This window comes from Agromyces cavernae (assembly GCF_021044935.1).
Classification (GTDB): Bacteria; Actinomycetota; Actinomycetes; order Actinomycetales; family Microbacteriaceae; genus Agromyces; species Agromyces cavernae.
The window spans coordinates 41,012-63,133 of record NZ_JAJNMP010000004.1 but is presented as its reverse complement, the minus strand read 5'-3'; the positions used below and the strand labels follow the sequence as shown (position 1 = coordinate 63,133).

Annotated in this window: 21 protein-coding genes; 18 read left to right on the top strand and 3 right to left on the bottom strand. The window is 70.3% G+C overall.

Annotated elements, in window-relative coordinates; translation table 11 throughout:
- The first annotated feature begins 38 nt into the window (after positions 1–38).
- The 7 genes from LQ757_RS15915 to LQ757_RS15885 all read left to right on the top strand — a co-directional run bounded on the left by LQ757_RS15915 (position 39) and on the right by LQ757_RS15885 (position 7,876).
- The gene (locus tag LQ757_RS15915; RefSeq protein WP_231048256.1) at positions 39–1,085 is read left to right on the top strand and encodes a permuted SH3 domain-containing protein; all 1,047 of its coding nucleotides are present in this window, start codon (positions 39–41) and stop codon (positions 1,083–1,085) included.
- Positions 1,082–1,849, top strand: a complete 768-nt coding sequence (locus tag LQ757_RS15910) for an ABC transporter ATP-binding protein (RefSeq protein ID WP_231048255.1) — start codon at positions 1,082–1,084, stop codon at positions 1,847–1,849. The genes LQ757_RS15915 and LQ757_RS15910 overlap by 4 nt, the downstream gene beginning before the upstream one ends.
- The gene (locus LQ757_RS15905) at positions 1,846–3,075 is read left to right on the top strand and encodes an ABC transporter permease (RefSeq protein ID WP_231048254.1); all 1,230 of its coding nucleotides are present in this window, start codon (positions 1,846–1,848) and stop codon (positions 3,073–3,075) included. The genes LQ757_RS15910 and LQ757_RS15905 overlap by 4 nt, the downstream gene beginning before the upstream one ends.
- Before the next feature lie 64 nt (positions 3,076–3,139).
- A complete protein-coding gene (locus LQ757_RS15900; protein ID WP_231048253.1) occupies positions 3,140–3,631 on the top strand; it encodes a GNAT family N-acetyltransferase in 492 nt (163 codons plus the stop codon).
- Between the two features lie 105 nt (positions 3,632–3,736).
- Positions 3,737–6,658, top strand: a complete 2,922-nt coding sequence (locus tag LQ757_RS15895) for an FtsK/SpoIIIE family DNA translocase (protein WP_231048252.1) — start codon at positions 3,737–3,739, stop codon at positions 6,656–6,658.
- 56 nt (positions 6,659–6,714) lie between these two features.
- Entirely contained in the window at positions 6,715–7,317 is a 603-nt protein-coding gene (gene pgsA, locus LQ757_RS15890; RefSeq protein ID WP_231048251.1) for a CDP-diacylglycerol--glycerol-3-phosphate 3-phosphatidyltransferase, read from the top strand.
- Between the two features lie 13 nt (positions 7,318–7,330).
- Complete coding sequence (locus LQ757_RS15885) at positions 7,331–7,876, top strand: CinA family protein (protein WP_231048250.1); 546 nt, start codon at positions 7,331–7,333, stop codon at positions 7,874–7,876.
- Between the two features lie 4 nt (positions 7,877–7,880).
- Here the strand turns inward: LQ757_RS15885 and LQ757_RS15880 are convergent, their stop codons facing one another.
- On the bottom strand, positions 7,881–8,573 hold the full coding sequence (locus LQ757_RS15880) for a response regulator (protein ID WP_231048249.1): 693 nt from the start codon (positions 8,571–8,573) through the stop codon (positions 7,881–7,883).
- A complete protein-coding gene (locus tag LQ757_RS15875) occupies positions 8,570–10,207 on the bottom strand; it encodes an ATP-binding protein (RefSeq protein ID WP_231048248.1) in 1,638 nt (545 codons plus the stop codon). Before LQ757_RS15875 ends, LQ757_RS15880 begins: the two co-directional genes overlap by 4 nt.
- A gap of 186 nt (positions 10,208–10,393) precedes the next feature.
- Here LQ757_RS15875 and LQ757_RS15870 point away from each other — a divergent pair, with 186 nt between their 5' ends.
- From LQ757_RS15870 to dapF, 10 genes are all read left to right on the top strand, one after another.
- Entirely contained in the window at positions 10,394–11,458 is a 1,065-nt protein-coding gene (locus LQ757_RS15870; RefSeq protein ID WP_231048247.1) for a Bug family tripartite tricarboxylate transporter substrate binding protein, read from the top strand.
- Entirely contained in the window at positions 11,455–12,021 is a 567-nt protein-coding gene (locus tag LQ757_RS15865) for a tripartite tricarboxylate transporter TctB family protein (protein WP_231048246.1), read from the top strand. Before LQ757_RS15870 ends, LQ757_RS15865 begins: the two co-directional genes overlap by 4 nt.
- Complete coding sequence (locus LQ757_RS15860; protein WP_231048245.1) at positions 12,014–13,573, top strand: tripartite tricarboxylate transporter permease; 1,560 nt, start codon at positions 12,014–12,016, stop codon at positions 13,571–13,573. The genes LQ757_RS15865 and LQ757_RS15860 overlap by 8 nt, the downstream gene beginning before the upstream one ends.
- 155 nt (positions 13,574–13,728) lie before the next feature.
- Positions 13,729–14,037, top strand: a complete 309-nt coding sequence (locus LQ757_RS15855) for a helix-turn-helix domain-containing protein (protein WP_022893434.1) — start codon at positions 13,729–13,731, stop codon at positions 14,035–14,037.
- A 78-nt stretch (positions 14,038–14,115) separates the two neighbouring features.
- Positions 14,116–14,358 carry a DUF3046 domain-containing protein gene (locus tag LQ757_RS15850; RefSeq protein WP_231048244.1) on the top strand — a complete coding sequence of 81 codons (243 nt, stop codon included), beginning with the start codon at positions 14,116–14,118 and terminating at the stop codon, positions 14,356–14,358.
- 284 nt (positions 14,359–14,642) lie between these two features.
- Positions 14,643–15,704, top strand: a complete 1,062-nt coding sequence (gene recA / locus LQ757_RS15845) for a recombinase RecA (protein WP_231048243.1) — start codon at positions 14,643–14,645, stop codon at positions 15,702–15,704.
- A 29-nt stretch (positions 15,705–15,733) separates the two neighbouring features.
- Positions 15,734–16,330, top strand: coding sequence for a regulatory protein RecX (locus LQ757_RS15840; RefSeq protein WP_231048242.1), 597 nt, complete (start codon positions 15,734–15,736; stop codon positions 16,328–16,330).
- Positions 16,331–16,342: 12 nt separating this feature from the next.
- The gene (miaB, locus tag LQ757_RS15835) at positions 16,343–17,938 is read left to right on the top strand and encodes a tRNA (N6-isopentenyl adenosine(37)-C2)-methylthiotransferase MiaB (protein WP_231048241.1); all 1,596 of its coding nucleotides are present in this window, start codon (positions 16,343–16,345) and stop codon (positions 17,936–17,938) included.
- Between the two features lies 1 nt (position 17,939).
- Complete coding sequence (gene miaA / locus LQ757_RS15830) at positions 17,940–18,860, top strand: tRNA (adenosine(37)-N6)-dimethylallyltransferase MiaA (protein ID WP_231048240.1); 921 nt, start codon at positions 17,940–17,942, stop codon at positions 18,858–18,860.
- Between the two features lie 4 nt (positions 18,861–18,864).
- Positions 18,865–19,746 (top strand): diaminopimelate epimerase, encoded by an 882-nt coding sequence (gene dapF, locus LQ757_RS15825; protein WP_231048239.1) that lies wholly within the window; start codon positions 18,865–18,867, stop codon positions 19,744–19,746.
- A gap of 7 nt (positions 19,747–19,753) precedes the next feature.
- On the opposite strand, the gene LQ757_RS15820 is transcribed toward dapF, so the two are convergent.
- The gene (locus LQ757_RS15820) at positions 19,754–20,353 is read right to left on the bottom strand and encodes a class I SAM-dependent methyltransferase (RefSeq protein WP_231048238.1); all 600 of its coding nucleotides are present in this window, start codon (positions 20,351–20,353) and stop codon (positions 19,754–19,756) included.
- Positions 20,354–20,475: 122 nt separating this feature from the next.
- Here LQ757_RS15820 and hflX point away from each other — a divergent pair, with 122 nt between their 5' ends.
- Positions 20,476–21,999 carry a GTPase HflX gene (hflX, locus tag LQ757_RS15815; protein ID WP_231048237.1) on the top strand — a complete coding sequence of 508 codons (1,524 nt, stop codon included), beginning with the start codon at positions 20,476–20,478 and terminating at the stop codon, positions 21,997–21,999.
- The last annotated feature ends 123 nt before the right edge of the window (positions 22,000–22,122 follow it).

Sequence of the window (22,122 nt, the reverse complement as noted above, 5' to 3'; positions counted from 1 at the left end):
CCCTTCCCTCCGTCGGGCGACCCGAACGAAGGAGCGCAGTGGGCGTCTGGCGGAAATGGATCTTCCCGAGCATCCGGATCGTGCTGGCGGCGGTGATCGCCGTCGCGCTTGCGAAGCTGGCGTTCTTCCCCGACCGCGCTGAGGATCCGCAGACGGCATACCCGACGGGAACGGTCGAGGAGGCGACGACACCCGTCGCGCGAGGCTCGATCGCGAACGACGTCGTGCTCACGGGCACCGTCAATGCCGATACCGCGGTGTCGGTCAAGGCGACGGGCAACGGCACGGTCGACGAGGTGTTCGCGAAGGTCGGCCAACAGGTGCAGGCCGGCGACAAGCTGTTCGACATCAAGGTCGTCGACCAGCCCGAGCCGATCACCACGACCGGTCCCGAAGGTGCGCCCGTCATTACCCCGCCCGAGCCCGGCCACCACTTCGAGAAGGTGTTCGCACCCGCCTCGGGTGTGCTCTCGTCGCTCGATGTGCTCCCCGGGCAGCCGATCACCGTCGGCCAGGTCTCGGGTAAGGTCGCGCCGCCGACCTTCAACGTCACGGCCTCGATCGCGCCCGCACTCCAGTACCGGTTGAAGCAGCAGCCGAGTGAGGCGCAGGTCGAGATCAGCGGCGGACCCGCGCCGTTCGCATGCACCGGTCTCGCGATCACGACGCCGCTGAACGGCGCGGGCGAGGGCGACGGCAACGGCGACGGCGCCGCAGGGGCCGGTGCGGGTACCGGCGGTGCGGCGACGGTGACCTGCCGTGTTCCCGCCGAGGTCCGCGTCTTCGCGGGTCTCGCGGCTCAGGTGACGATCGCAGCGGGCGCCGCGGAGAACGTGCTCATCGTTCCCACGACGGCAGTGGAGGGCGGAGCCGAGACGGGTCTCGTGTGGCTCGTCGATGCCGACGGTGCACACCGTGAACAGCCCGTGAAGCTGGGGCTCACCGACGGCTCGCAGGTCGAGATCGTGGAGGGCCTCGCCGAGGGCGACACCGTGCTGCAGTTCGTGCCCGGCGCGCCGGCGGTTCCCGAGGCCGCCTGCACGACCGGGCCCGACGGCGCGACCGTCTGCATGGAGGGCAAGTGAGCGTTCTCCTCGAGGCGCGCGACGTGACGCGCACGGTCGACGTGATCGATGGTGAGCCCCTCACGATCCTGGCGGGGGTCGACCTCGCGGTCGCGGAAGGCGACCGCGTCTCGATCGTCGGCCGCTCGGGTTCGGGCAAGTCGACGCTGCTCAACGTGCTGGGGCTGCTCGATGCGCCGACGTCGGGCGAGCTCACGTTCCTCGGGCGCGATGCGCGCAGGCTCCGCGGTGCCGCACGCGACCGTCTTCGCGGCGGCGAGATCGGCTTCGTCTTCCAGCAGTTCAACCTGCTCCCGGGGCGCACTGCGCTCGAGAACGTCGCCACCCCGTTGTACTACGACGCCGGTCGCGCATTCTGGCAGCGGGAGAAGATCGCGCGGGAGATGCTCGAGCGCGTCGGGCTGGGCGAGCGCGTCGCACAGCTGCCCTCGCGGCTGTCGGGCGGTGAGCAGCAGCGTGTGGCGATCGCGCGCGCCCTCGTGCGCCGGCCCCGGCTGATCCTCGCCGACGAACCGACCGGCGCGCTCGACCTCGCGACGGGGCAGACCGTGATGGAGCTGATGGAGGAGGTCGCCGGCGAGACGGGCGCCGCGCTCGTGACCATCACGCACGACCCCGCGATCGCGCAGCGAGCGTCGCGTCACCTGCGGCTCGAGGCCGGGCGCCTCATCGCCGACGAGCCGCGCGAGTACGGCGGCGCCGACGCGGCCGACGCGGCCGACGACCCGGCGCACGCTGAGCTCGTCGACGGGGCCGCGGCGTGAGGGGGCTCGGCAAGTTCCTCACCGGGATCGCCTCGTCGCTCGCCGAGGCCTGGGAGGAGCTGCGGATCCACAAGGGTCGAGTGCTGCTCTCACTCGTCGGTGTGGCCGTCGCCGTCTGCGCCCTCACCACGGTCGTCGGCGCGGGGGCGATGGCAGAGCAACTCTCTCGGGAGGTGAGCGAGCGCCAGAGCGGCCGACCGGCGTCGATCACGTTCTCGGCCTACATGCAGAGCCCGACCGGGCAGATCGACGCCGCCGCGGTCGACGCGGCATGGACTGAATCGCTCGCCCGTCACGAGGTCGCCTTCGCGAGCCGCGTGACCTGGGCGAGCGCGAACGTGCAGTACGCCGACGGGGTTTCGCCCGCCAACCTGCAGCTCATCGACGTGCCGTACGGCGAGATGCACCGCGTGCAGATCGTCGACGGTGCGTGGTTCACCGACCGTGACGCCCGGCGTCTCGCTCCCGCCGTGATCGTGAACGAGGTGGTCTGGGATCGGCTCGGGCGCCCGCCGATGGCGACGCATCCGACGCTCGAGCTCGCCGATTCGGGTGTGAGCGCGGTGATCATCGGGGTCTCGCGTGCGATGAGCGAGTACGACGGCGAGAGTGCCTATGTGCTGAACGATGCGTTCCCAGCGCTCGGCGTCGTCGTCGATCCGATGATGATGAGTTCGCCGAGCTACGAGATGTGGGTGCCCGAGGAGCACGCCGACGGACTCATGCAGGCGATCTCCGAGGAGGTGCGTGCCGCGCTCGGCGAGGGCTCGGGGTTCGACGGCTGGCGGGGCGACTACGGCGCCTGGCCCGAGGATCCCTTTCTGGCGACGAAGCTCGTCGTGGCGGGGGTGGCCGTCGTGATCCTCGTGCTCGGCGCGCTCAGCCTCGTGAACATCACGCTCGTCACGGTGCGAACCCGCATCCGCGAGATCGGCATCCGACGCACCTTCGGCGCGACCGGCGGGCGCGTGTTCTTCGCGGTGATGCTCGAGAGCGTCGTGGGCACGTTCGTCGCCGGCATCGTCGGCGTCGGCGTGTCGATCGCACTCGTGCGCAGCCCCCTCCCGGCGATGCTCATCGGCTCCTCGCCCGATGACATGCCCGGCTTCCCGGTCGAGGCGGCCGTCGTCGGCATCCTGGCCGCGACGGTCGTCGGCGCACTCGCGGGGCTCCTGCCCGCGCTGACGGCGGTGCGGGTGAAGGTGATCGATGCGATCCGATTCTGATTGCGCGACGATCCGCTTCCGAGCGGGAAACACGGACGTAACACCTCGGTCGTAGCATCCGCGCATGGCGGCGTTCGGCATCCGATCCGCCGTCCCCGACGACGGCGCGTTCCTCGCGGACATGGTCGTGGAGGCGGCGAACTGGCGGGCGGGTGCGACCCGTCCCCGGCCGGTCGTGCTCGCCGACCCCGTGTACCGCGGCTACATCGCCGGATGGCAGCGCCCCGCCGACCGCGGCGTCGTCGCGGTCGACGGCGATGGCCGCCCGGTGGCTGCGGCGTGGTACCGACTGTTCGGCGCCGATGCCGCAGCACACGGATTCGTCGCCGCGGGTGTACCCGAGCTCATCATCGGCGTGCGGCCGCTCTGGCGTGCGCAGGGCGTCGGTCGCGCGCTGCTGCGGTCGCTCGTGGAGGGGGCGCGGAGCGCGGGCTTCGCCCGGCTGACGCTGAGCGTCGAGCACGGCAACTTCGCCGAGGCGCTCTACCGCTCCGAGTCCTTCGTGGTCGTCGAGTCCCGAGGGGGCCGGGACACGATGGTCCGTACCCTGCGCTGACCCTGCGTCCGACCGATCGGATGACCCTCCGCCGGGTCATCCGATCCGCAGACACTCGCCCGTTGATACGGGGCGGAGTCGGGGGTCGGCCGTAACGTGGGGAGCATGGCTACGAGCACCAGGTCGAACGGGCGCGCCTCGGGCACCCCGTCGCGCAGCTCGAGCTCGCGTACGGCACCCACCAAGAAGCTGCCGGCGACGGCCAAGGCGTCCGCGGCGTCGAAGAAGGCGGCGTCCGCGCCGGCCGGGCCGAACCTCTTCGTCCGCGCCTGGATGGGCCTCGCGCACCTGACGGGGGGTGCGGCGCGCGCACTCGGTCCCGAGACGCTCGCGAAGGAGGAACGTCGCGACGGACTGCCCTTCTTCATCGTGCTGCTCGCGATCGCGGGTGCCGTCGTCGAGTGGTTCTTCATCAACGATCCGATCGCGCAGACGCTCGACGCGTGGACGTTCGGCATGCTCTTCGGCCGGGTCGCGTTCGCACTTCCCGTGGTCATGCTCGTCTTCGCCGTCTGGCTGTTCCGGCACCCGAGTTCGGTGCACGACAACACTCGCATCGGCATCGGACTCGGCCTGCTCCTGCTCACCGTGTCGGCGCTCTGCCACCTCTTCGGCGGTCAGCCCGAGCCGCGCGAGGGCATGGCGGTGCTCGCTCGCGCCGGCGGCATCCTGGGCTGGATGCTCGCGCAGCCGCTCATCCTGCTCATCACGTCGGTCGGGGCGACGATCGTCGTCATCCTGCTCGCGGCGCTCTCGCTGCTCATCATGACGAAGACGCCGCCGAACCGCATTCCGTCACGGTTCCGCGAGCTCTACGCCTGGCTGTTCGGAGCTCCCGACGAGGCCGAAGCACCCGCCGACACCCCGGCGAAGCCCTCGCGCCGCGAGCGCAAGAAGGCCGTGCAGGCAGAGCTCGACGGCATCGACGACCTCGGCGACGAGCCCGAGCACACCGGCCTGCTGCCGTGGTGGCGACGCAACGACTCCAACCGCGAAGAAGACCCGGCATTCGAGGCCCCGGGCGCCGACGGCATCACCGAGGTGTTCGGTCCCGGATCGGCCGCGGGGAGCTTCGAGTCCCCGCTCGAAGGAGTGGGCGGCCCCGCCTCCTATGGCACCGAGGTGCTCGGCGATCTCGAGCGAGCCGAGTCGGCGCTGGCGCACTTCACCGGCGACGTCCCACGCGGCGGCACGGGCCTTCGCGGCGACGAAGGCGGCCAGACCACGGCCCTGCCGATGTTCGACGGGCTCGATGACGGCGCATCTGCCGCGTCGACCACGGGCGACGGCGGGCTCGGCGGCATCGACGGCGGCGAGGCATCCCTTCGACAGGCTCAGGACGGCGCCGAACCCGAACGCCCGTACTCGCTGCCGGCGGCATCGACGCTCGCCGCCGGCGCGCCCGCGAAGTCGCGTTCGCAGGCGAACGACGACGTGGTGCGCCAGATCACCGGGGTGCTCGACCAGTTCGGCGTCGACGCGAAGGTCACGGGGTTCTCGCGCGGGCCGACGGTCACGCAGTACGAGATCGAGCTCGGCCCCGGGGTGAAGGTCGAGCGGGTCACGGCGCTCTCGAAGAACCTCGCCTACGCCGTCGCGTCGAACGAGGTGCGCATCCTCTCGCCGATCCCGGGCAAGAGCGCCATCGGCGTGGAGATCCCGAACGCCGACCGCGAGACGGTGACCCTCGGCGACGTGCTGCGCTCGGGTGCGGCGGTCAACGCGTCGCATCCCATGACGATCGGCGTCGGAAAAGACGTCGGCGGGGGGCACGTCGTGGCCAACCTCGCGAAGATGCCCCACCTGCTGGTGGCGGGCTCGACCGGCTCGGGCAAGTCGAGCTTCGTGAACTCGATGATCACGTCGCTGCTCATGCGAGCGAAGCCCGCCGACGTGCGCATGGTGCTCATCGACCCGAAGCGCGTCGAACTCGCACCCTACGCCGGAGTACCGCACCTCATCACGCCCATCATCACGAACCCCAAGAAAGCGGCCGAGGCGCTGCAGTGGGTCGTGAAGGAGATGGACATGCGCTACGACGACCTCGCGTCGTTCGGCTTCCGTCACATCGACGATTTCAACAAGGCCGTCGTGGGCGACGAGATCGTGCTGCCGGCCGGTTCCGAGCGCAAGCTCAAGCCGTACCCGTACCTGCTCGTCGTCGTCGACGAGCTCGCCGACCTCATGATGGTGGCTCCGCGCGACGTCGAGGACTCGATCGTGCGCATCACGCAGCTCGCTCGCGCGTCGGGCATCCACCTCGTGCTCGCCACCCAGCGGCCGAGCGTCGACGTCGTCACGGGCCTCATCAAGGCCAACGTGCCCTCGCGTCTCGCCTTCGCGGTGACGAGCGTCACCGACTCCCGCGTCATCCTCGACCAGCCCGGGGCCGACAAGCTCATCGGCCAGGGCGATGGGCTGTTCCTGCCCATGGGTGCGTCCAAGCCCATCCGCGTACAGGGCGCGTGGGTCACCGAAGCCGAGATCGAACGCGTCGTGAAGCACGTCACCCGGCAGGCGCGGCCCGAGTACCGGCAGGATGTCGCGGCCGCCGTCGAGCGGAAGGAGATCGATGCCGACATCGGCGACGACCTCGAGCTTCTGCTCGCCGCGGCCGAGCTCGTCGTGTCGACGCAGTTCGGCTCGACGTCGATGCTGCAGCGCAAGCTGCGGGTGGGCTTCGCCAAGGCCGGACGCCTCATGGACCTCCTCGAGTCGCGCGAGATCGTCGGCCCGAGCGAGGGCTCGAAGGCGCGCGATGTTCTCGCCACCGCCGAGCAGTTGCCCGAGGTGCTCGCACGACTGCGCGGCGAGCCGTCGGGGCCGCCGCCTGCTGCCCCTGCCCCGTCCGGCGCGGCCCCGACCGGCTCACCCGCTCCGGCCGACCGAACCACCGCGCCCGCCGATACCTGGGGCGAGCCCGACGATCGCTACGACGACGACCCCGTCGATCGGCGCAGTCATGGCCTGCCCGAGGTCGAGGCCGACTCCGACGAAGATGCCTGGGGGCTGACCGGTCGCGACTGACGGGTCGTCCGCGCGACGCCGTGCTGCGGCATCCGTCTCCCGGTACAGTTGGCCGTATGACCAATCCCGCCGGCAGCCCCGCGCGATCGGCGAACTGGAACCTTCCCAACGCGATCACGGTTGTTCGGATCCTGCTCGCGCCCGTGTTCTTCTGGCTGCTGCTCGCCGACGACGGCGAGGGCGGCGCCCTCCGGTGGATCGCGACCGCGCTGTTCGTGGTCGCGATCTCCACCGACTGGGTCGATGGGTACCTCGCCCGCAGTCGCGGGCTCGTCACCGACCTGGGCAAGATCCTCGACCCGATCGCCGACAAGCTCCTGACGAGCGGTGCGCTGGTGTGCCTCTCGATCCTCGGCGAGGTGCCGTGGTGGGTCACCGCGCTCATTGTCGTGCGCGAAGTGGGCATCACCGTGTGGAGATTCGTGGAGCTCGGTCGGGGCAACGTCGTGCCGGCCTCGTCGGGCGGCAAGTTGAAGACCGTCGCCCAGTCGGTCGCGATCTCGTTCGCGCTGGCGCCACTGCCTGCGCTCCTCGGCGAGTGGATGGCGTGGGTCAACGCGGTGCTCATCGCGATCGCACTCGTGCTCACCGTGTGGTCGGGCCTGCTGTACGTGCGCGACGCCGTGCGCCTCGCGCGCTCGGGCGGCACCGGCGCCTGAGATGGGCGAACGGATGTCCCTGCCCCGAGATGCTCGTGACGGTGAAGCTGCAGGCGCCGGCTCAGACCCGGCCGCTCGGCTCATCGCAGCCCTCACGCGTCGTGGCCTTCGCATCGGCGTCGCCGAGTCGCTCACCGGCGGGCTGCTCGTCGCCGAACTCATCCGCATCCCGGGCGCTTCGGCCGTGGTGAGCGGGGGAGTCGTCGCATACGACACCGCGGTGAAGCGCACGCTCCTCGGCGTCGACGCGGCGTTGCTCGCGCGCGAGGGGGCGGTGCATCCTGAGGTCGCCCGCCAGATGGCCACAGGTGTTCGCGCGGCCCTCGCCGTCGACGGGCGGCCCGCTGACCTCGGCATGGCGACGACCGGTGTCGCGGGCCCCGACTGGCAGGACGGGCGTGCACCCGGCACGGTCTACCTCGGGATCGCCGACGCCGAGGGGGCCGAGGCGATCGAGCTCGAGTTCGACGGCGACCGAGCGGCGATCCGTGCCGCGACCGTCCACGCGGCACTCGAGGTGCTCCTGGCGCGTCTCGAGCCGGGCCGCGAGCCGGAGTAGCGGCTCACGCCTTCCCGGCCGGCCGCCGATAGCGGTGCTCGGGCCGACCCGCCGACCCATACCGCGGCGCGACTTCAGCGACGCCCGTTGCGACGAGGTGCTCGAGGTAGCGTCGCGCGCTCACCCGGGACATCCCGAGCGATTCGGCGATCTCCGCCGCCGAGGCGTCGGTCGCGCACTCCGAGAGCCCCTCCGACACGCGTTGCAGGCTGACGGCCGAGAGGCCCTTCGGGAGACTCGCTCTGTGCACGGGCGACACGCCGATCACCTGGTCGACGGCGCGCTGGTCGAGCGTCGTGCGCGGCGCAGCGCGGTCGGCGGCGATGCCGCGTCGCACCTCGTCGAGTCGTTCGCCGAGGCTCGCGCCCGAGAACGGCTTGACGAGGTAGTGGCGAACGCCGAGCAGGCGCGCCTGGCGCACGGTGTCAAGATCCCGCGCCGCGGTGACCGCGATCACCTCGACGTCGTCCCCTGCGGCCCGGAGCCGTCGCAGCACGTCCAATCCGCCGAGGTCGGGCAGGTAGACATCGAGCAGCACGAGGCCGGGCCGGTGGGCGGCGATCGCGGCAAGGGCATCGCTGCCGGTGTGCGCCTCGGCGACGACGGTGTACCCGGGCCGAGCATCGACGAACGCGCGGTTGACGTGGGCGACGGCGAAGTCGTCGTCGACGATGACGACGCGGATGTCGGGGCTCACGCCGTCGCTCCCGCTTGTGCTGCACTCACCGGGGCAGCGGGCGTCGCGGCGATGTCCCAAGGCAGGCGTACCGTGAATCGGGCGCCGCCTTCGGGGGCCGTGCTCACGGTCGCGTCGCCGCCGAGCCGGGCCGAGACGCGCTTGACGATCGTCAGCCCGATGCCGCGCCGCGCCTTGCCGGGAGACGGCGCCTTGCCGCTGACATCGGGATCGAAGATCGCGTCGCGAAGCTCTTCGGGAACGCCGGGGCCGTCATCGTCGACGCGCACGATCACGGCCTGCGGCTCGAGGTCGTCGCGCACCGAGAGCCTGATTCGACCGCCCAGCGCGCAGGCCTCGATCGCGTTGTCGAGCAGGTTCGCGACGACGGTCACGAGATCGGTACGAGCCCGCTGGCCGGATGGGGCGTCGAGATGCGACTCGGCGTCGACCTCGAGCTCGATGCCGAGTTCCTGCGCGCGGGAGCGTTTCGCGAGCACGAGCGCGGCGATCTCGACGTCGGCGATGCCGTCGTGCTCGTCGACCGCTGAGAGCGCGCCGCCGCTGCCGACACGCTCGATGAAGGCGATGGCGGCGTCGACGTGACCGAGTTCGAGCAGCCCGCTCACGACGTGCAGCTTGTTCGAGAACTCGTGCGACTGCGCCCGCAGCCCCTCGGCGAGCCCCTGTGCGCCCTGCAGTTCGCGCAGCATGGCCTCGAGTTCGGTGCGATCGCGCAGGATCGCGATCGCACCGATGTCGCGGCCGTCGACCCGCACCCGGTCGCCGTGCACGAGCAGGATGCGTTCACCCGAGAGCACGGGCGTCTCACGCTCCTCACCCGAGGCGATGAACCGGGCGAGTTCCGCGTCGAGCACCGCCTCGATGCGCGCCCCGAGCACGGCGTCGGCGTCGGGCACGTCGAGCAGTCGCGCCGCGGCGTCGTTCATGAGGAGGATCCGTCCGTCGTCGTCGACGGCGACGAGCCCCTCGCGGATGCCGTGGAGCATCGCCTCGCGAGTCTCGAGCATGGCGCGGATCTCGTCGGGCTCGAGCCCGTAGATGCGGCGTCGGATGACCCTGCCGATCCATGCGGAGCCGACGACGCCGATCACGGCCGCGGCGACGAGCGCCACCAGCAGCACCGCGAGTCCGTCGAGGAAGTCGGCGCGGAGATCGGACTCGAGGATGCCGACCGAGACCTGCCCCATCACCTCGCCGTCGGCGTCGAAGATCGGCACCTTGACCCGCCAGGACTCGCCGAGCGTGCCGGTCTGGGTTCCGACGTAGACCTGGCCCGAGAGTGGGATGGCGGGGTCGGTGGACACCTTCTCGCCGATGCGGTCGGGGTTCGGGTGCGAGTAGCGGATGCCCGTTTCGTTCGCGACGACGACGTAGGTCACGTCGGAGGATTCCCGCACGACCTCGGCGACGGGCTGGATCGTCGCCGACGGGTCGGCGTCGTCGAAAGCGCCGATGATCACGGGCAGCCCGGCGACCGATTGCGCCACGGCGATCATGCGGTCCTGGTAGGCGTCGCGCAGTTGCTGCTCCTGCAGCCACATCGCGGTGACACCGGTGCCGACGACGGTCGTGAGCACGATGGCGACCTGCAGCAGCAGCAGCTGCATGCCAAGCGTCATCGACCGGCTCACCAGTCCAGTGTGCGGCATCCATGGCCCGTCGACGTCACCCGCAGCCGTGACCAATACGACCGAATCGACCGATACGACCAGTACGACCGTTACGACCGCAGCATTCCCGCGACGGATGCCCGCACCTAGCGTCGTGTCCACATCGATCGTCGCCCGCGGATGAACCCGGGCGCTCAAGGAGGAGAATTGCGATCTCACAGCGGGCCGCGCACGTCGGCCACCATCCGCCCCTCACGCGGGGCGGCACGAACCGCGATCGCGGGCCTCGGCATCGCCTCGGTGCTCGGGCTCGCCGCCTGCAGTGCGCCGACGGCCGAAGCCGGCGGCTCAGGGGCGGACGAGGCGGTCTCGCTCGAGTCCGTGAACCTCATCGCGCCCGCCGACCCCGGCGGCGGCTGGGACCAGACCGCCAGGGCGATGTCGCAGGTGCTGACCGATGAGGAGCTCGTCGGATCCGCCCCGGTCGAGAACATCGGAGGGGCGGGCGGCACCGTCGGTCTCGCCGCGCTCGCCAACGAGAAGGACCCGGCGACCCTCATGGTCACCGGCCTCGTGATGGTCGGCGCGGTCGAGACGAACGCCTCGGCGGTGCGCATCGAGGACATGACCCCGATCGCGAAGCTCACCGAGGAAGCGCTCGTGCTCGTGGTCCCCGCATCGTCGCCCTACAAGACCGCCGAGGACCTCGTCGACGCGATCGTCGAACAGGGCGCCGCGATCTCGGTCACGGGCGGCTCGGCCGGCGGCGCAGACCACATCCTCGCGGGCATGCTGCTCACCGAGGCCGGCGTCGACCCGGCCGACATCCCGTCGACGCTCAACTACATCCCGAACTCGGGCGGCGGCGAAGCCGTCACGATGCTGCTCGGCAACACCGTGCAGGCGGGCATCTCCGGCGTGGGCGAGTTCGTCGAGCAGATCGAGGCCGGCGAACTGCGGGCCCTTGCGGTCTCGTCGCCCGAACCCGTCGACCTGCTGCCCGACACCCCGACCCTGGTCGAGGAGGGTTACGACGTCGAGCTCACGAACTGGCGCGGCATCCTCGCGCCCGCGGGCATCTCCGACGCCGACGCCGAGGCACTGCGCACCCTCGTCACCGACCTGCACGACTCGACGGGATGGGGCGCCACGCTCGAGGAGAAGGGCTGGGCCGATGCATTCCTCGTCGGCGACGACTTCGCGTCATTCCTCGAGGGCGACATCGCCGAGGTCACCGAGACGCTCCAGACGATCGGCCTGGTCGCGCCATGACCTCGCCGGCACCGGCTCCCCGCGACGCCACGGCGTCGGGGGGAGCCCCCGCGTCGGCGCCTGTCCGTGCGCCGATCGGCGAGTTCGTCTTCGCGGGCGTCTGCGCCGCACTCGGCGTGTACGCGATCGTCGGCGCCGGCTTCATCCGGGTGCCGCCCGGCTCGGCCAGCGTGCTCGGACCCCGCGTATTCCCCTACGCAGTCGGGCTACTGCTCGTCGCGGCATCCGTCGCCGTCATCGTGCAGGTCGCGCGCGGGCATCGCGGCGTCCCCGACGACGGCGAGGACATCGACCCCGACGCCCCGACCGACTGGCTCACCGTCGCCAAGCTCGTCGCATGCTTCCTCACCCAGCTCCTGCTCATCGAGTGGGCCGGGTGGCCCTTCGCGGTGATGGTGCTCTTCGGGGGCGCCGCGTGGTCGCTCGGCGCGAAGCGCTGGTGGGCGGCACTGCTCATCGGCCTCGGCCTCGGCCTCACCACCCAACTCGTCTTCGGCGCCTGGCTCGGCCTGTCCCTGCCCGCCGGCCCGCTCCTCGACTGGATCCCGATCTTCCATGGATAGCCTCAACGCCCTCCTCGAGGGGTTCGCCACCGCGCTGCAGCCCCAGTACCTCCTCTACGCCCTCTTCGGCGTGTTCATCGGCACCGCCGTCGGCGTGCTGCCCGGCATCGGGCCGGCGATGACCGTCGCGCTGCTGCTGCCGCTCACCTACTCGCTCGATCCCACCGGTGCGCTCATCGTGTTCGCCGGCATCTACTACGGCGGCATGTACGGCGGGTCGACGACCTCGATCCTGCTCAACACACCGGGGGAGTCGTCGTCGATCGTGACGGCCCTCGAGGGCAACCGGATGGCCAAGGCGGGCCGCGGAGCGGCAGCGCTCGCGACCGCGGCGATCGGTTCGTTCGTCGCGGGCACGGCGGCGACGCTCGCGCTCACGTTCCTCGCACCGGGCATCGCGAAGCTCGCCGTGCAGCTCGGTCCCGCCGACTACTTCGCCCTCATCGTCGTCGCGTTCCTGACCGTGGGCGCGCTGCTCGGTTCCAGCGTCCCGCGCGGGCTCGTCTCGCTCGGTCTCGGACTGCTGCTCGGCCTCGTCGGCACCGAGGTGCTGTCGGGCCAGCAGCGGTACACGTTCGGCATCGCGAGTCTCGCCGACGGCATCGACGTCGTGCTCATCGCCGTCGGCCTCTTCGCGCTCGGCGAGACGCTCTACGTGGCGTCACGGCTTCGGCACGGGGCGGTGCGGGTCATCCCGGTCACCCGCGGATGGCGCAACTGGATGACGCGTCGCGACTGGCGCCGCTCCTGGCGGCCGTGGCTGCGCGGTACCGCGATCGGGTTCCCGATCGGCACGATCCCGGCGGGAGGGGCGGATGTCGCGACGTTCCTCTCGTACGCGACCGAGCGCAAGCTCGCGAGAGGCAACGCGCGTGCCGAGTTCGGCCGCGGCGCGATCGAGGGGGTCGCCGGGCCCGAGGCGGCCAACAACGCCGCTGCGGCCGGCGTGCTCGTTCCGCTGCTCACGCTCGGCCTGCCGACCACGGCGACCGCGGCGATCATCATCTCGGCATTCCAGTCGTACGGCATCAGGCCCGGCCCGATGCTCTTCGAGAACCAATCGGGTCTCGTGTGGGCGCTCATCGCGAGCCTCTACATCGGGAACGTCATGCTGCTCGTGCTCAACCTGCCGCTCGTGGGCATGTGGGTGAAGGTGCTCCGCATTCCGCGGCCGTACCTGTATGCGGGCATCCTGGCGTTCGCGGGGCTCGGGGCGTACGCCCTCCACTTCAACGTGTTCGACACGCTGATCCTGCTCGCCATCGGCCTCGTCGGGTTCCTGATGCGTCGGTACGGCTATCCGGTGGCGCCGATGGTGGTCGGCGGCATCCTCGGTCCGATGGCCGAGGAGCAGCTCCGCAAGGCGATGGCGATCAGCCAGGGTGATCTCTCGTACCTCGTGCACAGCCCATTCGCGATCATCGCCTACTCGACGCTCGCGGTGATCATCGTGCTCGGGGTCTGGCTGAAGCGGCGCCAGGCCCGCCTCGAGGCGACCGCCCCGGAGCCGATCACCGCCTCACTGCCGGCGTGGGAAGAGGCGGACCGGTAGCGGAATTTTCTTCGTGAACACCCTGTTACATGTGGCGAGGTTCACACGAAAGCTCCAGTGTGCCACGCTAGATTGGAAGCCACGAGGGTCGGGTAGACTGGCTCTCCCGTTTCCGGTCTCGGCGAGGCCGCAGGCACAGTAGAGGAGGTTCCCCGATGGTTCTGGTTCGACAGGAGATCGGCGATGTGTTGAGGGACTTCCGGCTGCAGAAGGGGCGCACGCTCCGGCAGGTGGCGTCCAAGGCGAGCGTCGCGCTCGGCTACCTGAGCGAGGTCGAGCGGGGTCAGAAAGAGGCCTCGAGCGAGATCCTCGCGTCGGTCGCCGATGCGCTCGACACGCCGATCTCGGTGATCATGCACGAGGTCGGCGACCGCATCGCAGTGCTCGAGGGCCTGAGCGTGGTGCCCGACAGCCTTCCCGACGAGCTCGTCGCCGAGTTCGACGCCGACATGATGGTGCGCTGACCGCGTCCGTCACCACAGACAATCGAATGCTTCGGCCGGTCCGCGGACCGGCCGAAGTCGTGTCCGGGAGAGAGGCCGATGAAGCTCAGCGAGTTCCAGATCGCCGTCGACGCCGAGTTCGGGGTGGGCTACGGCGGGGTCGTCGTGAACGACCTCGTGCTCGCGAAGCTCGGCGGGCGCACGGCCCGCGAGGCGCTCGCGGCGGGCGTGCGACCGCGTGAGGTCTGGCTCGCGTTGTGCGATGCGACGGATGTCCCGGAGGAGCGCCGCCACGGAGCCGGCAGGCCGGTGCCGGGCGACAGTCGCCACGGCGGACGCTGAGCGCTGCCCGATCCCCGAAGACGTCCTCGACACGCGGGGTATCTTCGAACATCTGTTCGGTCGCTGGGGTAGTCTCCTCAACAGCAGGAGTTCCAGCGCATCCATCCACATCTCCGCCGGTGACGGCGTCCGATGTCGGTGGCCGGCCATACGGTCGATGCGTCGGAACACACCGCAACCGCCTTGTCGCGAGACGCCGCGGGTCAGCACCGGTCAGCCGGGGCCCGCAACGTGGAACGACAGCCTAGAGGCAGCAGCAACCGAGCATCGAAGGAGCCCACACCATGGCATCACCAGCAGACCGCGAGAAGGCACTCGAAACCGCCCTCGCGCAGATCGACCGTCAGTTCGGCAAGGGCTCGGTCATGCGCCTCGGCAGCGAAGAGCGCGCGCCGGTCGAGGTCATCCCCACCGGTTCGATCGCCCTCGACGTCGCCCTCGGCATCGGCGGCCTTCCGCGCGGCCGCATCGTCGAGATCTACGGCCCCGAGTCCTCGGGCAAGACCACGCTCACGCTGCACGCCATCGCCAACGCCCAGCGCGCAGGGGGCATCGCCGCCTTCGTCGACGCCGAGCACGCGCTCGACCCCGAGTACGCCAAGAAGCTCGGCGTCGACATCGACGCTCTGCTCGTGTCGCAGCCCGACACCGGCGAGCAGGCGCTCGAGATCGCCGACATGCTCGTGCGGTCGGGATCGATCGACCTCATCGTCATCGACTCGGTCGCGGCCCTCGTGCCGCGCGCCGAGATCGAGGGCGAGATGGGCGACTCGCACGTCGGCCTGCAGGCCCGCCTCATGTCGCAGGCGCTCCGCAAGCTCACCGGTGGGCTCAACCAGACCAACACGACGATGATCTTCATCAACCAGCTCCGCGAGAAGATCGGCGTGTTCTTCGGCAGCCCCGAGACCACTGCGGGCGGCAAGGCGCTCAAGTTCTACGCCTCGGTGCGGCTCGACATCCGCCGCATCGAGACCCTGAAAGACGGCACCGATGCGGTCGGAAACCGCACCCGGGTGAAGATCGTCAAGAACAAGATGGCGCCGCCGTTCAAGCAGGCCGAGTTCGACATCCTCTACGGTGTCGGCATCTCGCGCGAGGGCAGCCTCATCGACTACGGCGTCGACCAGGGCATCGTCAAGAAGTCGGGTGCCTGGTACACGTACGACGGCGATCAGCTCGGGCAGGGCAAAGAGAACGCCCGCAACTTCCTGCTGCAGAACCCCGACATCGCGGCCGACATCGAGCAGAAGATCCTCGTGAAGCTCGGTATCGGCCAGCCCGCCGCCGTCTCGGGGGCTCCGTCGAACGTCGAGTCGATCACGTCGAAGCGCAAGGGCGCCTGACGCAGCGGTGCGATGACTGGGAGGGCCCGATGACCGGGGAGAGCATGATGAGCGACGCGGCCTCAGAACGGCTCGCCCCGGTCACGTACCTGCCGTGGGTGCGCGCCGATGCAGAGGTCATCGACTCGCCGACCGCCGCCCCGCCCGAGACCGGGGTCGAGCGTGACGAGCGCATCGACCGTCTGGTCGTCTCCCGCCTGCGGCGATCTGCGCTCTCGGTGATCGAGGTTCGCTCGGTACTCGCAGAGCACGGGCTCGACGAGCACGAGATCGACGAGTGGATCGGGCGCTACGAACGCCTCGGTTACCTCGACGACGCGCGGCTCGCCGAACAGCTCGTGCACAGCCACGGCGCGCGCCGCGGGCGCGGGAGCGGCGCGATCATGAACGAGCTGAACCGCCGAGGCATCGACGGGGCCATCGCACAGGCTGCCGTCGAAGACCTCGACCCCGAGACCGAGCGTGCGAACGCGCTGGCCGTCGCCGAACGTCGGGCTCGCCAGCTCACCGGCCTCGACCGACAGACCGCCGAGCGCCGCCTCGCGGCGTTCCTGCAGCGGCGGGGCTACTCGAGCGACATCGTGCGCGAGGCGGTGACGGCGGCGATCGCCGCGCCGGGCTCGTAAACTGGTGCGATCATGAGCACCATTCACGAGGTCGTATCGGGCGCGGTGACGCAGTCGTCACCCGCTCCGCGCACGTACGAGGTCCGCACCTTCGGGTGCCAGATGAACGTCCACGACTCCGAGCGGCTGAGCGGCTCGCTCGAGGCGGCCGGGTACGTTCCCGCCGACGGCGCCGAGCCCGACGTCGTCGTCATCAATACGTGCGCGGTGCGCGAGAACGCCGACAACAAGCTCTATGGCAACCTCGGGCACCTCGCCGGCGTCAAGCGTCGCCACACCGGCATGCAGATCGCGGTCGGCGGTTGCCTCGCCCAGAAAGACAAGAACGTCATCCTCGAGAAGGCGCCCTGGGTCGACGTCGTGTTCGGCACGCACAACATGGGGTCGCTGCCGAGCCTGCTCGAACGTGCACGACACAACGACGAGGCGCAGCTCGAGATCCTCGACGCCCTCGAGGTCTTCCCGTCGACCCTGCCGACCAAGCGCGACTCCACCTACAGCGGGTGGGTCTCGATTTCGGTCGGGTGCAACAACACGTGCACCTTCTGCATCGTGCCGGCACTGCGCGGCAAAGAGAAGGACCGCAGGCCGGGCGAGATCCTGGCCGAGATCCAAGCGCTCGTCGACGACGGCGCCGTCGAGGTCACCCTGCTCGGGCAGAACGTGAACTCCTACGGCGTCGAGTTCGGCGACCGGCAGGCGTTCGGCAAGTTGCTGCGTGCCGCGGGGCAGATCGAGGGTCTCGAACGCATCCGGTTCACGAGCCCGCACCCGGCGGCATTCACTGACGACGTGATCGATGCGATGGCCGAGACGCCCAATGTCATGCCCCAGCTGCACATGCCGCTGCAATCGGGCTCCGACCGCATCCTCAAGGCGATGCGCCGGTCGTACCGCTCCGAGAAGTTCCTCGGCATCCTCGACAGGGTGCGGGCGAAGATCCCGAACGCGGCGATCTCGACCGACATCATCGTGGGCTTCCCGGGTGAGACCGAAGAGGACTTCCAAGAGACCCTCCGCGTCGTCGAGGCCGCACGGTTCGCATCGGCGTTCACGTTCCAGTACTCGATCCGCCCGGGAACACCGGCGGCGACCATGGACGACCAGGTGCCGAAGGCCGTCGTGCAGGAGCGTTACGAGCGCCTCACCGCGCTGCAGGAGCGCATCTCATGGGAGGAGAACGAGAGGCTCGTCGGCCGTGCAGTCGAGGTGCTCGTCTCTTCGGGCGAGGGCAAGAAGGACGCCGAGACCCACCGGCTCAGCGGTCGCGCCGAAGACAGCCGCCTCGTGCACTTCGAGGTGCCCGCCGGTTCCGACGTGCCTCGACCGGGTGACGTCGTGTCGGTGACGATCACCCGCGCCGCGCCGTTCCACCTGCTGGCCGACTCGGTCGACGAGAACCCGTTGGCCATCCGCCGAACACGGGCGGGCGACGCGTGGGATCGTGCCGAAGCCGAGAGCTGTGCAGTGCCGGTCGCGGGTGGGTCATCCGACGCACGCCGGGTCTCGCTCGGACTGCCGACGCTTCGCGCTCGCACCGCCGAACCCCTCGTCGCACCCGGCGTCGGCACCATGCCGATCTACGATCCCACCGACGGCCAGCGCTGACGTGTCGCTCATCGCGATCGTCGGCGCGACGGGCACCGGCAAGTCCGACTTCGCGCTCGACCTCGCGGCGGCACTCGAACGGGCCGGCCGAGCCGCAGAGGTCGTGAACGCCGACGCCATGCAGCTCTACCGCGGCATGGACATCGGTACGGCGAAACTCTCGCCCGCCGAGCGCCGCGGTGTGCCGCACCACCTGCTCGACGTGCTCGATGTCACCGAAGACGCCTCGGTGGCGGCCTACCAGTCGGCGGCCCGAGGCGTGGTCGACGAGATCGTCGCGAGGGGCGCGGTCGCCCTCCTCGTCGGCGGTTCGGGCCTCTACGTGTCGAGCGTGATCCACGACTTCAGGTTCCCGGGCACCGATCCCGAGCTGCGGGCGAGGCTCGAGGCCGAGCTGGCCGAGCTCGGTCCCGGGCTCCTGCATGCGAGGCTGCGCGGCATCGACGCGGTGACTGCGGCGAGCGTCGACGCCCAGAACGGCCGCCGCATCGTTCGCGCGCTCGAGGTCATCGAGCTGACCGGCGAGCCCAAGGCGGCGCGGTTGCCCGATGAGCCGGTGCCGTGGCGCGAGCATCGCATCGTGCACCTGCGCAGCGAGCGTGGGCGCCTCGTCGAGCGCCTCGACGCACGCGCGCTCGACATGTGGCGGCGCGGGCTCGTCGACGAGGTGCGCGGCCTTCTGCCGCTCGGCATCGAGCGCGGGGTGACCGCACGAAAGGCGATCGGCTACGCGCAGGCGCTCGGTGAACTCAACGGTCGCATGACCCGCGCCGACGCGGTCGCAGAGACGCAGCAACTCACCCGCACCTATGCACGGCGCCAGGTCGGCTGGTTCAAGCGCTATGGCGATGCCGTCACGATCGACGCCGACGACGCGTCGGCCCGCGCCGCCGAACTCGGCCGTCTGGCGACCCTAGACTGAGGTGATGTCGTTCGATCTGCGATTCACCAAGGGCCAGGGCACCGGCAACGATTTCGTGCTCTTCAGCGATCCCGAGGGTGAATCCGAGTTGACGCCCTCGCAGATCGCCGCCATCTGCGACCGCCGGTTCGGCGTGGGCGCCGACGGCGTCATCCGCGCAGTGCGATCGGCGAACCTCGACGCGGGCGCCGCGGCGCTCGCCGAGAACCCGCATGCCGCGTGGTTCATGGACTACTGGAACTCCGACGGCTCGGTCTCCGAGATGTGCGGCAACGGCATCCGCGTCTACACGAAGTACCTGCTCGACCAGGGACTTGCCGACCTGCACCCCGGTGACGAGATCGCCATCGGCACGCGTGCCGGCGTGCGCACCGTGAGCCGCACCGCCAACGGGTTCCAGGCAGACCTCGGTTTCTGGCGGCTCGACGGCGGCGAGCCCCTCGTGCGGGCGAAGCAGCTTCCAGTTCCGCGACCGGGCCTCGGCATCGACGTCGGGAATCCGCACATCGTGGTCGCCCTCGCCGACGACGACGAGCTCGAGGGCCTCGACCTCGGCTATCAGCCCATCCTCGACCCCGAACCCGCCCATGGGGCCAACATCGAGTTCGTGGTCCCCGCCGAGCCGCTCGTCGAAGACGGCGTCGGTCGCATCCGCATGCGCGTGCACGAGCGGGGGTCGGGCGAGACGCTCTCGTGCGGTACCGGAGCCGTCGCCTCCGCGCTCGCAGTGCGGCACTGGGCGGGCGCGGGCGCACCGAACGACTGGCGCGTGAAGGTTCCGGGCGGCGTGCTCGGTGTGCGCATGTTCCAGGCCGACGACGGCGAGCATGTGGCTCTGTCGGGTCCTGCCGAGCTGGTGTTCGACGGGGTGCTGACGCTGGCCTGAGCTCGGCTCAGCGCCGCGCTTCGAGCACCCTGAAGCCCTTCGAGGTCTCGGCACGCTCGACGTCGAAGCCGAGTTCGTCGGCGATCCAGCGCTGCAGCGAGTCGGCTCCGAGCTGCTTGGCGACGACGAGCCATGCGCTCGCATCGTCGTCGAGGCGGGGGAGCCAGGACTCGAGCAGTGCGTGCAGCTCGGCCTTGCCGATGCGGATCGGGGGGTTCGACCAGATCGCGGCGAGCCGAACGTCGGCCGGAACCTCGTCGGGCAGTACGGCCCTGACGTTGGCGAGCCCGAGGCTCGCGGCGTTGCGGCGCATGAGGTCGAGCGCACGTTCGTTGACATCGACGGCCCACACCGTGGCGTCGGGTGCCTGCAACGCGAGACTGATCGCGATCGGCCCCCACCCGCAACCGAGGTCGAGAAGGTCGCCGCGCGCGGGCGGGGCGGGCACACGCTCGAGCAGCACGCGCGTGCCGGTATCGAGATGCTCGGGGCTGAACACGCCACCGGCAGTCGTGACCGTCAGCTCGCGTCCGGCAAGCGTGACGGTGATCGTGCGGAGCGCAGCCTCACCGGCGGGTCGAGCGGTGAAGTAGTGGTCCGAAGGCATACAGGGGAACCTATCGCACGCGAACCGAAGGACTGGTCCGAAGCCATGCTAAGGACTGGTCCGAAGCCATGCAGTGCTCACCGGGGAACCTATCGCACGCGAACCGAAGTAGTGTTGACAGGATGAACGATGCCGAACAGTCCGCCGCAGACGACGCCGTCGAGCGGGTGCTGCGCGGCGCAGAGACCAAGGCCGGCGTGACGCGCTTCGGCACGGGCGCCGCCGACGCGCTCATGGCCGACGGCTCGCATGACCTGTCGGGCGAGAACGACGGTGAGCAGTTCGACCGCGAAGAGCGGGCCGCGCTTCGTCGTGTCGCCGGCCTCTCGACCGAACTCGAAGACGTCACCGAGGTCGAGTACCGGCAGTTGCGACTCGAGAACGTCGTGCTCATCGGCGTGTACTCGCAGGGCTCGCTCGACGACGCCGAGAACTCGTTGCGCGAGCTCTCGGCCCTTGCCGAGACGGCCGGTGCGCGCGTGCTCGACGGGGTGCTGCAGCGCCGGCCGAACCCCGACCCGAGCACGTATCTCGGCCGCGGCAAGGTCGAAGAGCTGCGCCACGTCGTGGCGTCGCTCGGCGCCGACACGGTGGTGGCCGACACCGAGCTCGCCCCGAGTCAGCGGCGCGCGCTCGAAGACGCTGTCAAGGTCAAGGTCATCGACCGCACGGCGGTCATCCTCGACATCTTCAGCCAGCATGCCAAGAGCCGTGAGGGCAAGGCGCAGGTCGAACTCGCGCAGCTCGAGTACCTGCTTCCCCGCCTGCGTGGTTGGGGTGAGTCGATGTCGCGCCAGGCCGGTGGCCAGGTCGGCGGCGCAGGGGCGGGCATGGGCTCGCGCGGACCGGGTGAGACGAAGATCGAGCTGGATCGCCGCCGCATCCACTCCCGTATGGCGAAGCTGCGCAAGCAGATCGCGGGCATGAAGCCCGCGCGCGAGGCCAAGCGCGCGAATCGCAAGCGCAACGCCGTGCCGTCGGTCGCGATCGCGGGCTACACGAACGCCGGCAAGTCGAGCCTGCTGAACCGCATCACCGGTGCCGGCGTGCTCGTCGAGAACGCCCTGTTCGCGACGCTCGACGCGACCGTGCGCCGCAACACCACGGCCGACGGTCGCGTGTACACGATCGCCGACACCGTCGGCTTCGTGCGCAACCTTCCGCACCAGCTCGTCGAGGCGTTCCGGTCGACCCTCGAAGAGGTCGGCGACTCCGACCTGATCGTGCATGTCGTCGATGCCGCCCACCCCGATCCCGCGGGCCAGATCGCCACGGTGCGCGACGTCATCGGCGAGGTCGGCGCCCGCGACATCCCCGAGCTGATCGTGTTCAACAAGGCCGATCTCGTGACACCCGAAGAGCGGCTCGTGCTGCGAGGCCTCGAACCGAACGCGATCTTCGCGTCGGCACGCACCGGCGAGGGTATCGCCGACGTGCTCGCGGCGATCTCGCGCATGCTGCCCGACCCTGCGATCGAGGTCGACCTGCTCGTGCCGTACGACCGCGGCGAGGTCGTGTCGACCCTGCACGAGGCTGGCCGGGTGCTGTCGATCGACTACGTCGAAGACGGCACCCGCATCCGTGCGCTCGCGTCACCCGAGCTCGCCGCGCAGTTCGCGCGGTTCACGGCGACCGTCGAGGCCTGACGGCGCCGCCGCCGAGTTCAGCAGCGGCGCTCGACGGGCGGATGTCCCTTCGCGCGCAGGGAATCACCCCGGGGCGATCGTCACCTTCCGTCACATGTGTTCCGACGGTCGATCCTCAGGCGT

Bases quoted from the DNA above. Each gene is read 5' to 3' on its own strand.
- LQ757_RS15900 (WP_231048253.1), top strand. From the start codon at position 3,140: ATGGCGGCGTTCGGCATCCGATCCGCCGTCCCCGACGACGGCGCGTTC.
- LQ757_RS15895 (WP_231048252.1), top strand. From the start codon at position 3,737: ATGGCTACGAGCACCAGGTCGAACGGGCGCGCCTCGGGCACCCCGTCG.
- pgsA (WP_231048251.1), top strand. From the start codon at position 6,715: ATGACCAATCCCGCCGGCAGCCCCGCGCGATCGGCGAACTGGAACCTT.
- LQ757_RS15885 (WP_231048250.1), top strand. From the start codon at position 7,331: ATGTCCCTGCCCCGAGATGCTCGTGACGGTGAAGCTGCAGGCGCCGGC.
- LQ757_RS15865 (WP_231048246.1), top strand. From the start codon at position 11,455: ATGACCTCGCCGGCACCGGCTCCCCGCGACGCCACGGCGTCGGGGGGA.
- LQ757_RS15860 (WP_231048245.1), top strand. From the start codon at position 12,014: ATGGATAGCCTCAACGCCCTCCTCGAGGGGTTCGCCACCGCGCTGCAG.
- LQ757_RS15855 (WP_022893434.1), top strand. From the start codon at position 13,729: ATGGTTCTGGTTCGACAGGAGATCGGCGATGTGTTGAGGGACTTCCGG.
- LQ757_RS15850 (WP_231048244.1), top strand. From the start codon at position 14,116: ATGAAGCTCAGCGAGTTCCAGATCGCCGTCGACGCCGAGTTCGGGGTG.
- recA (WP_231048243.1), top strand. From the start codon at position 14,643: ATGGCATCACCAGCAGACCGCGAGAAGGCACTCGAAACCGCCCTCGCG.
- LQ757_RS15840 (WP_231048242.1), top strand. From the start codon at position 15,734: ATGACCGGGGAGAGCATGATGAGCGACGCGGCCTCAGAACGGCTCGCC.
- miaB (WP_231048241.1), top strand. From the start codon at position 16,343: ATGAGCACCATTCACGAGGTCGTATCGGGCGCGGTGACGCAGTCGTCA.
- dapF (WP_231048239.1), top strand. From the start codon at position 18,865: ATGTCGTTCGATCTGCGATTCACCAAGGGCCAGGGCACCGGCAACGAT.
- LQ757_RS15820 (WP_231048238.1), bottom strand. From the start codon at position 20,353: ATGCCTTCGGACCACTACTTCACCGCTCGACCCGCCGGTGAGGCTGCG.
- hflX (WP_231048237.1), top strand. From the start codon at position 20,476: ATGAACGATGCCGAACAGTCCGCCGCAGACGACGCCGTCGAGCGGGTG.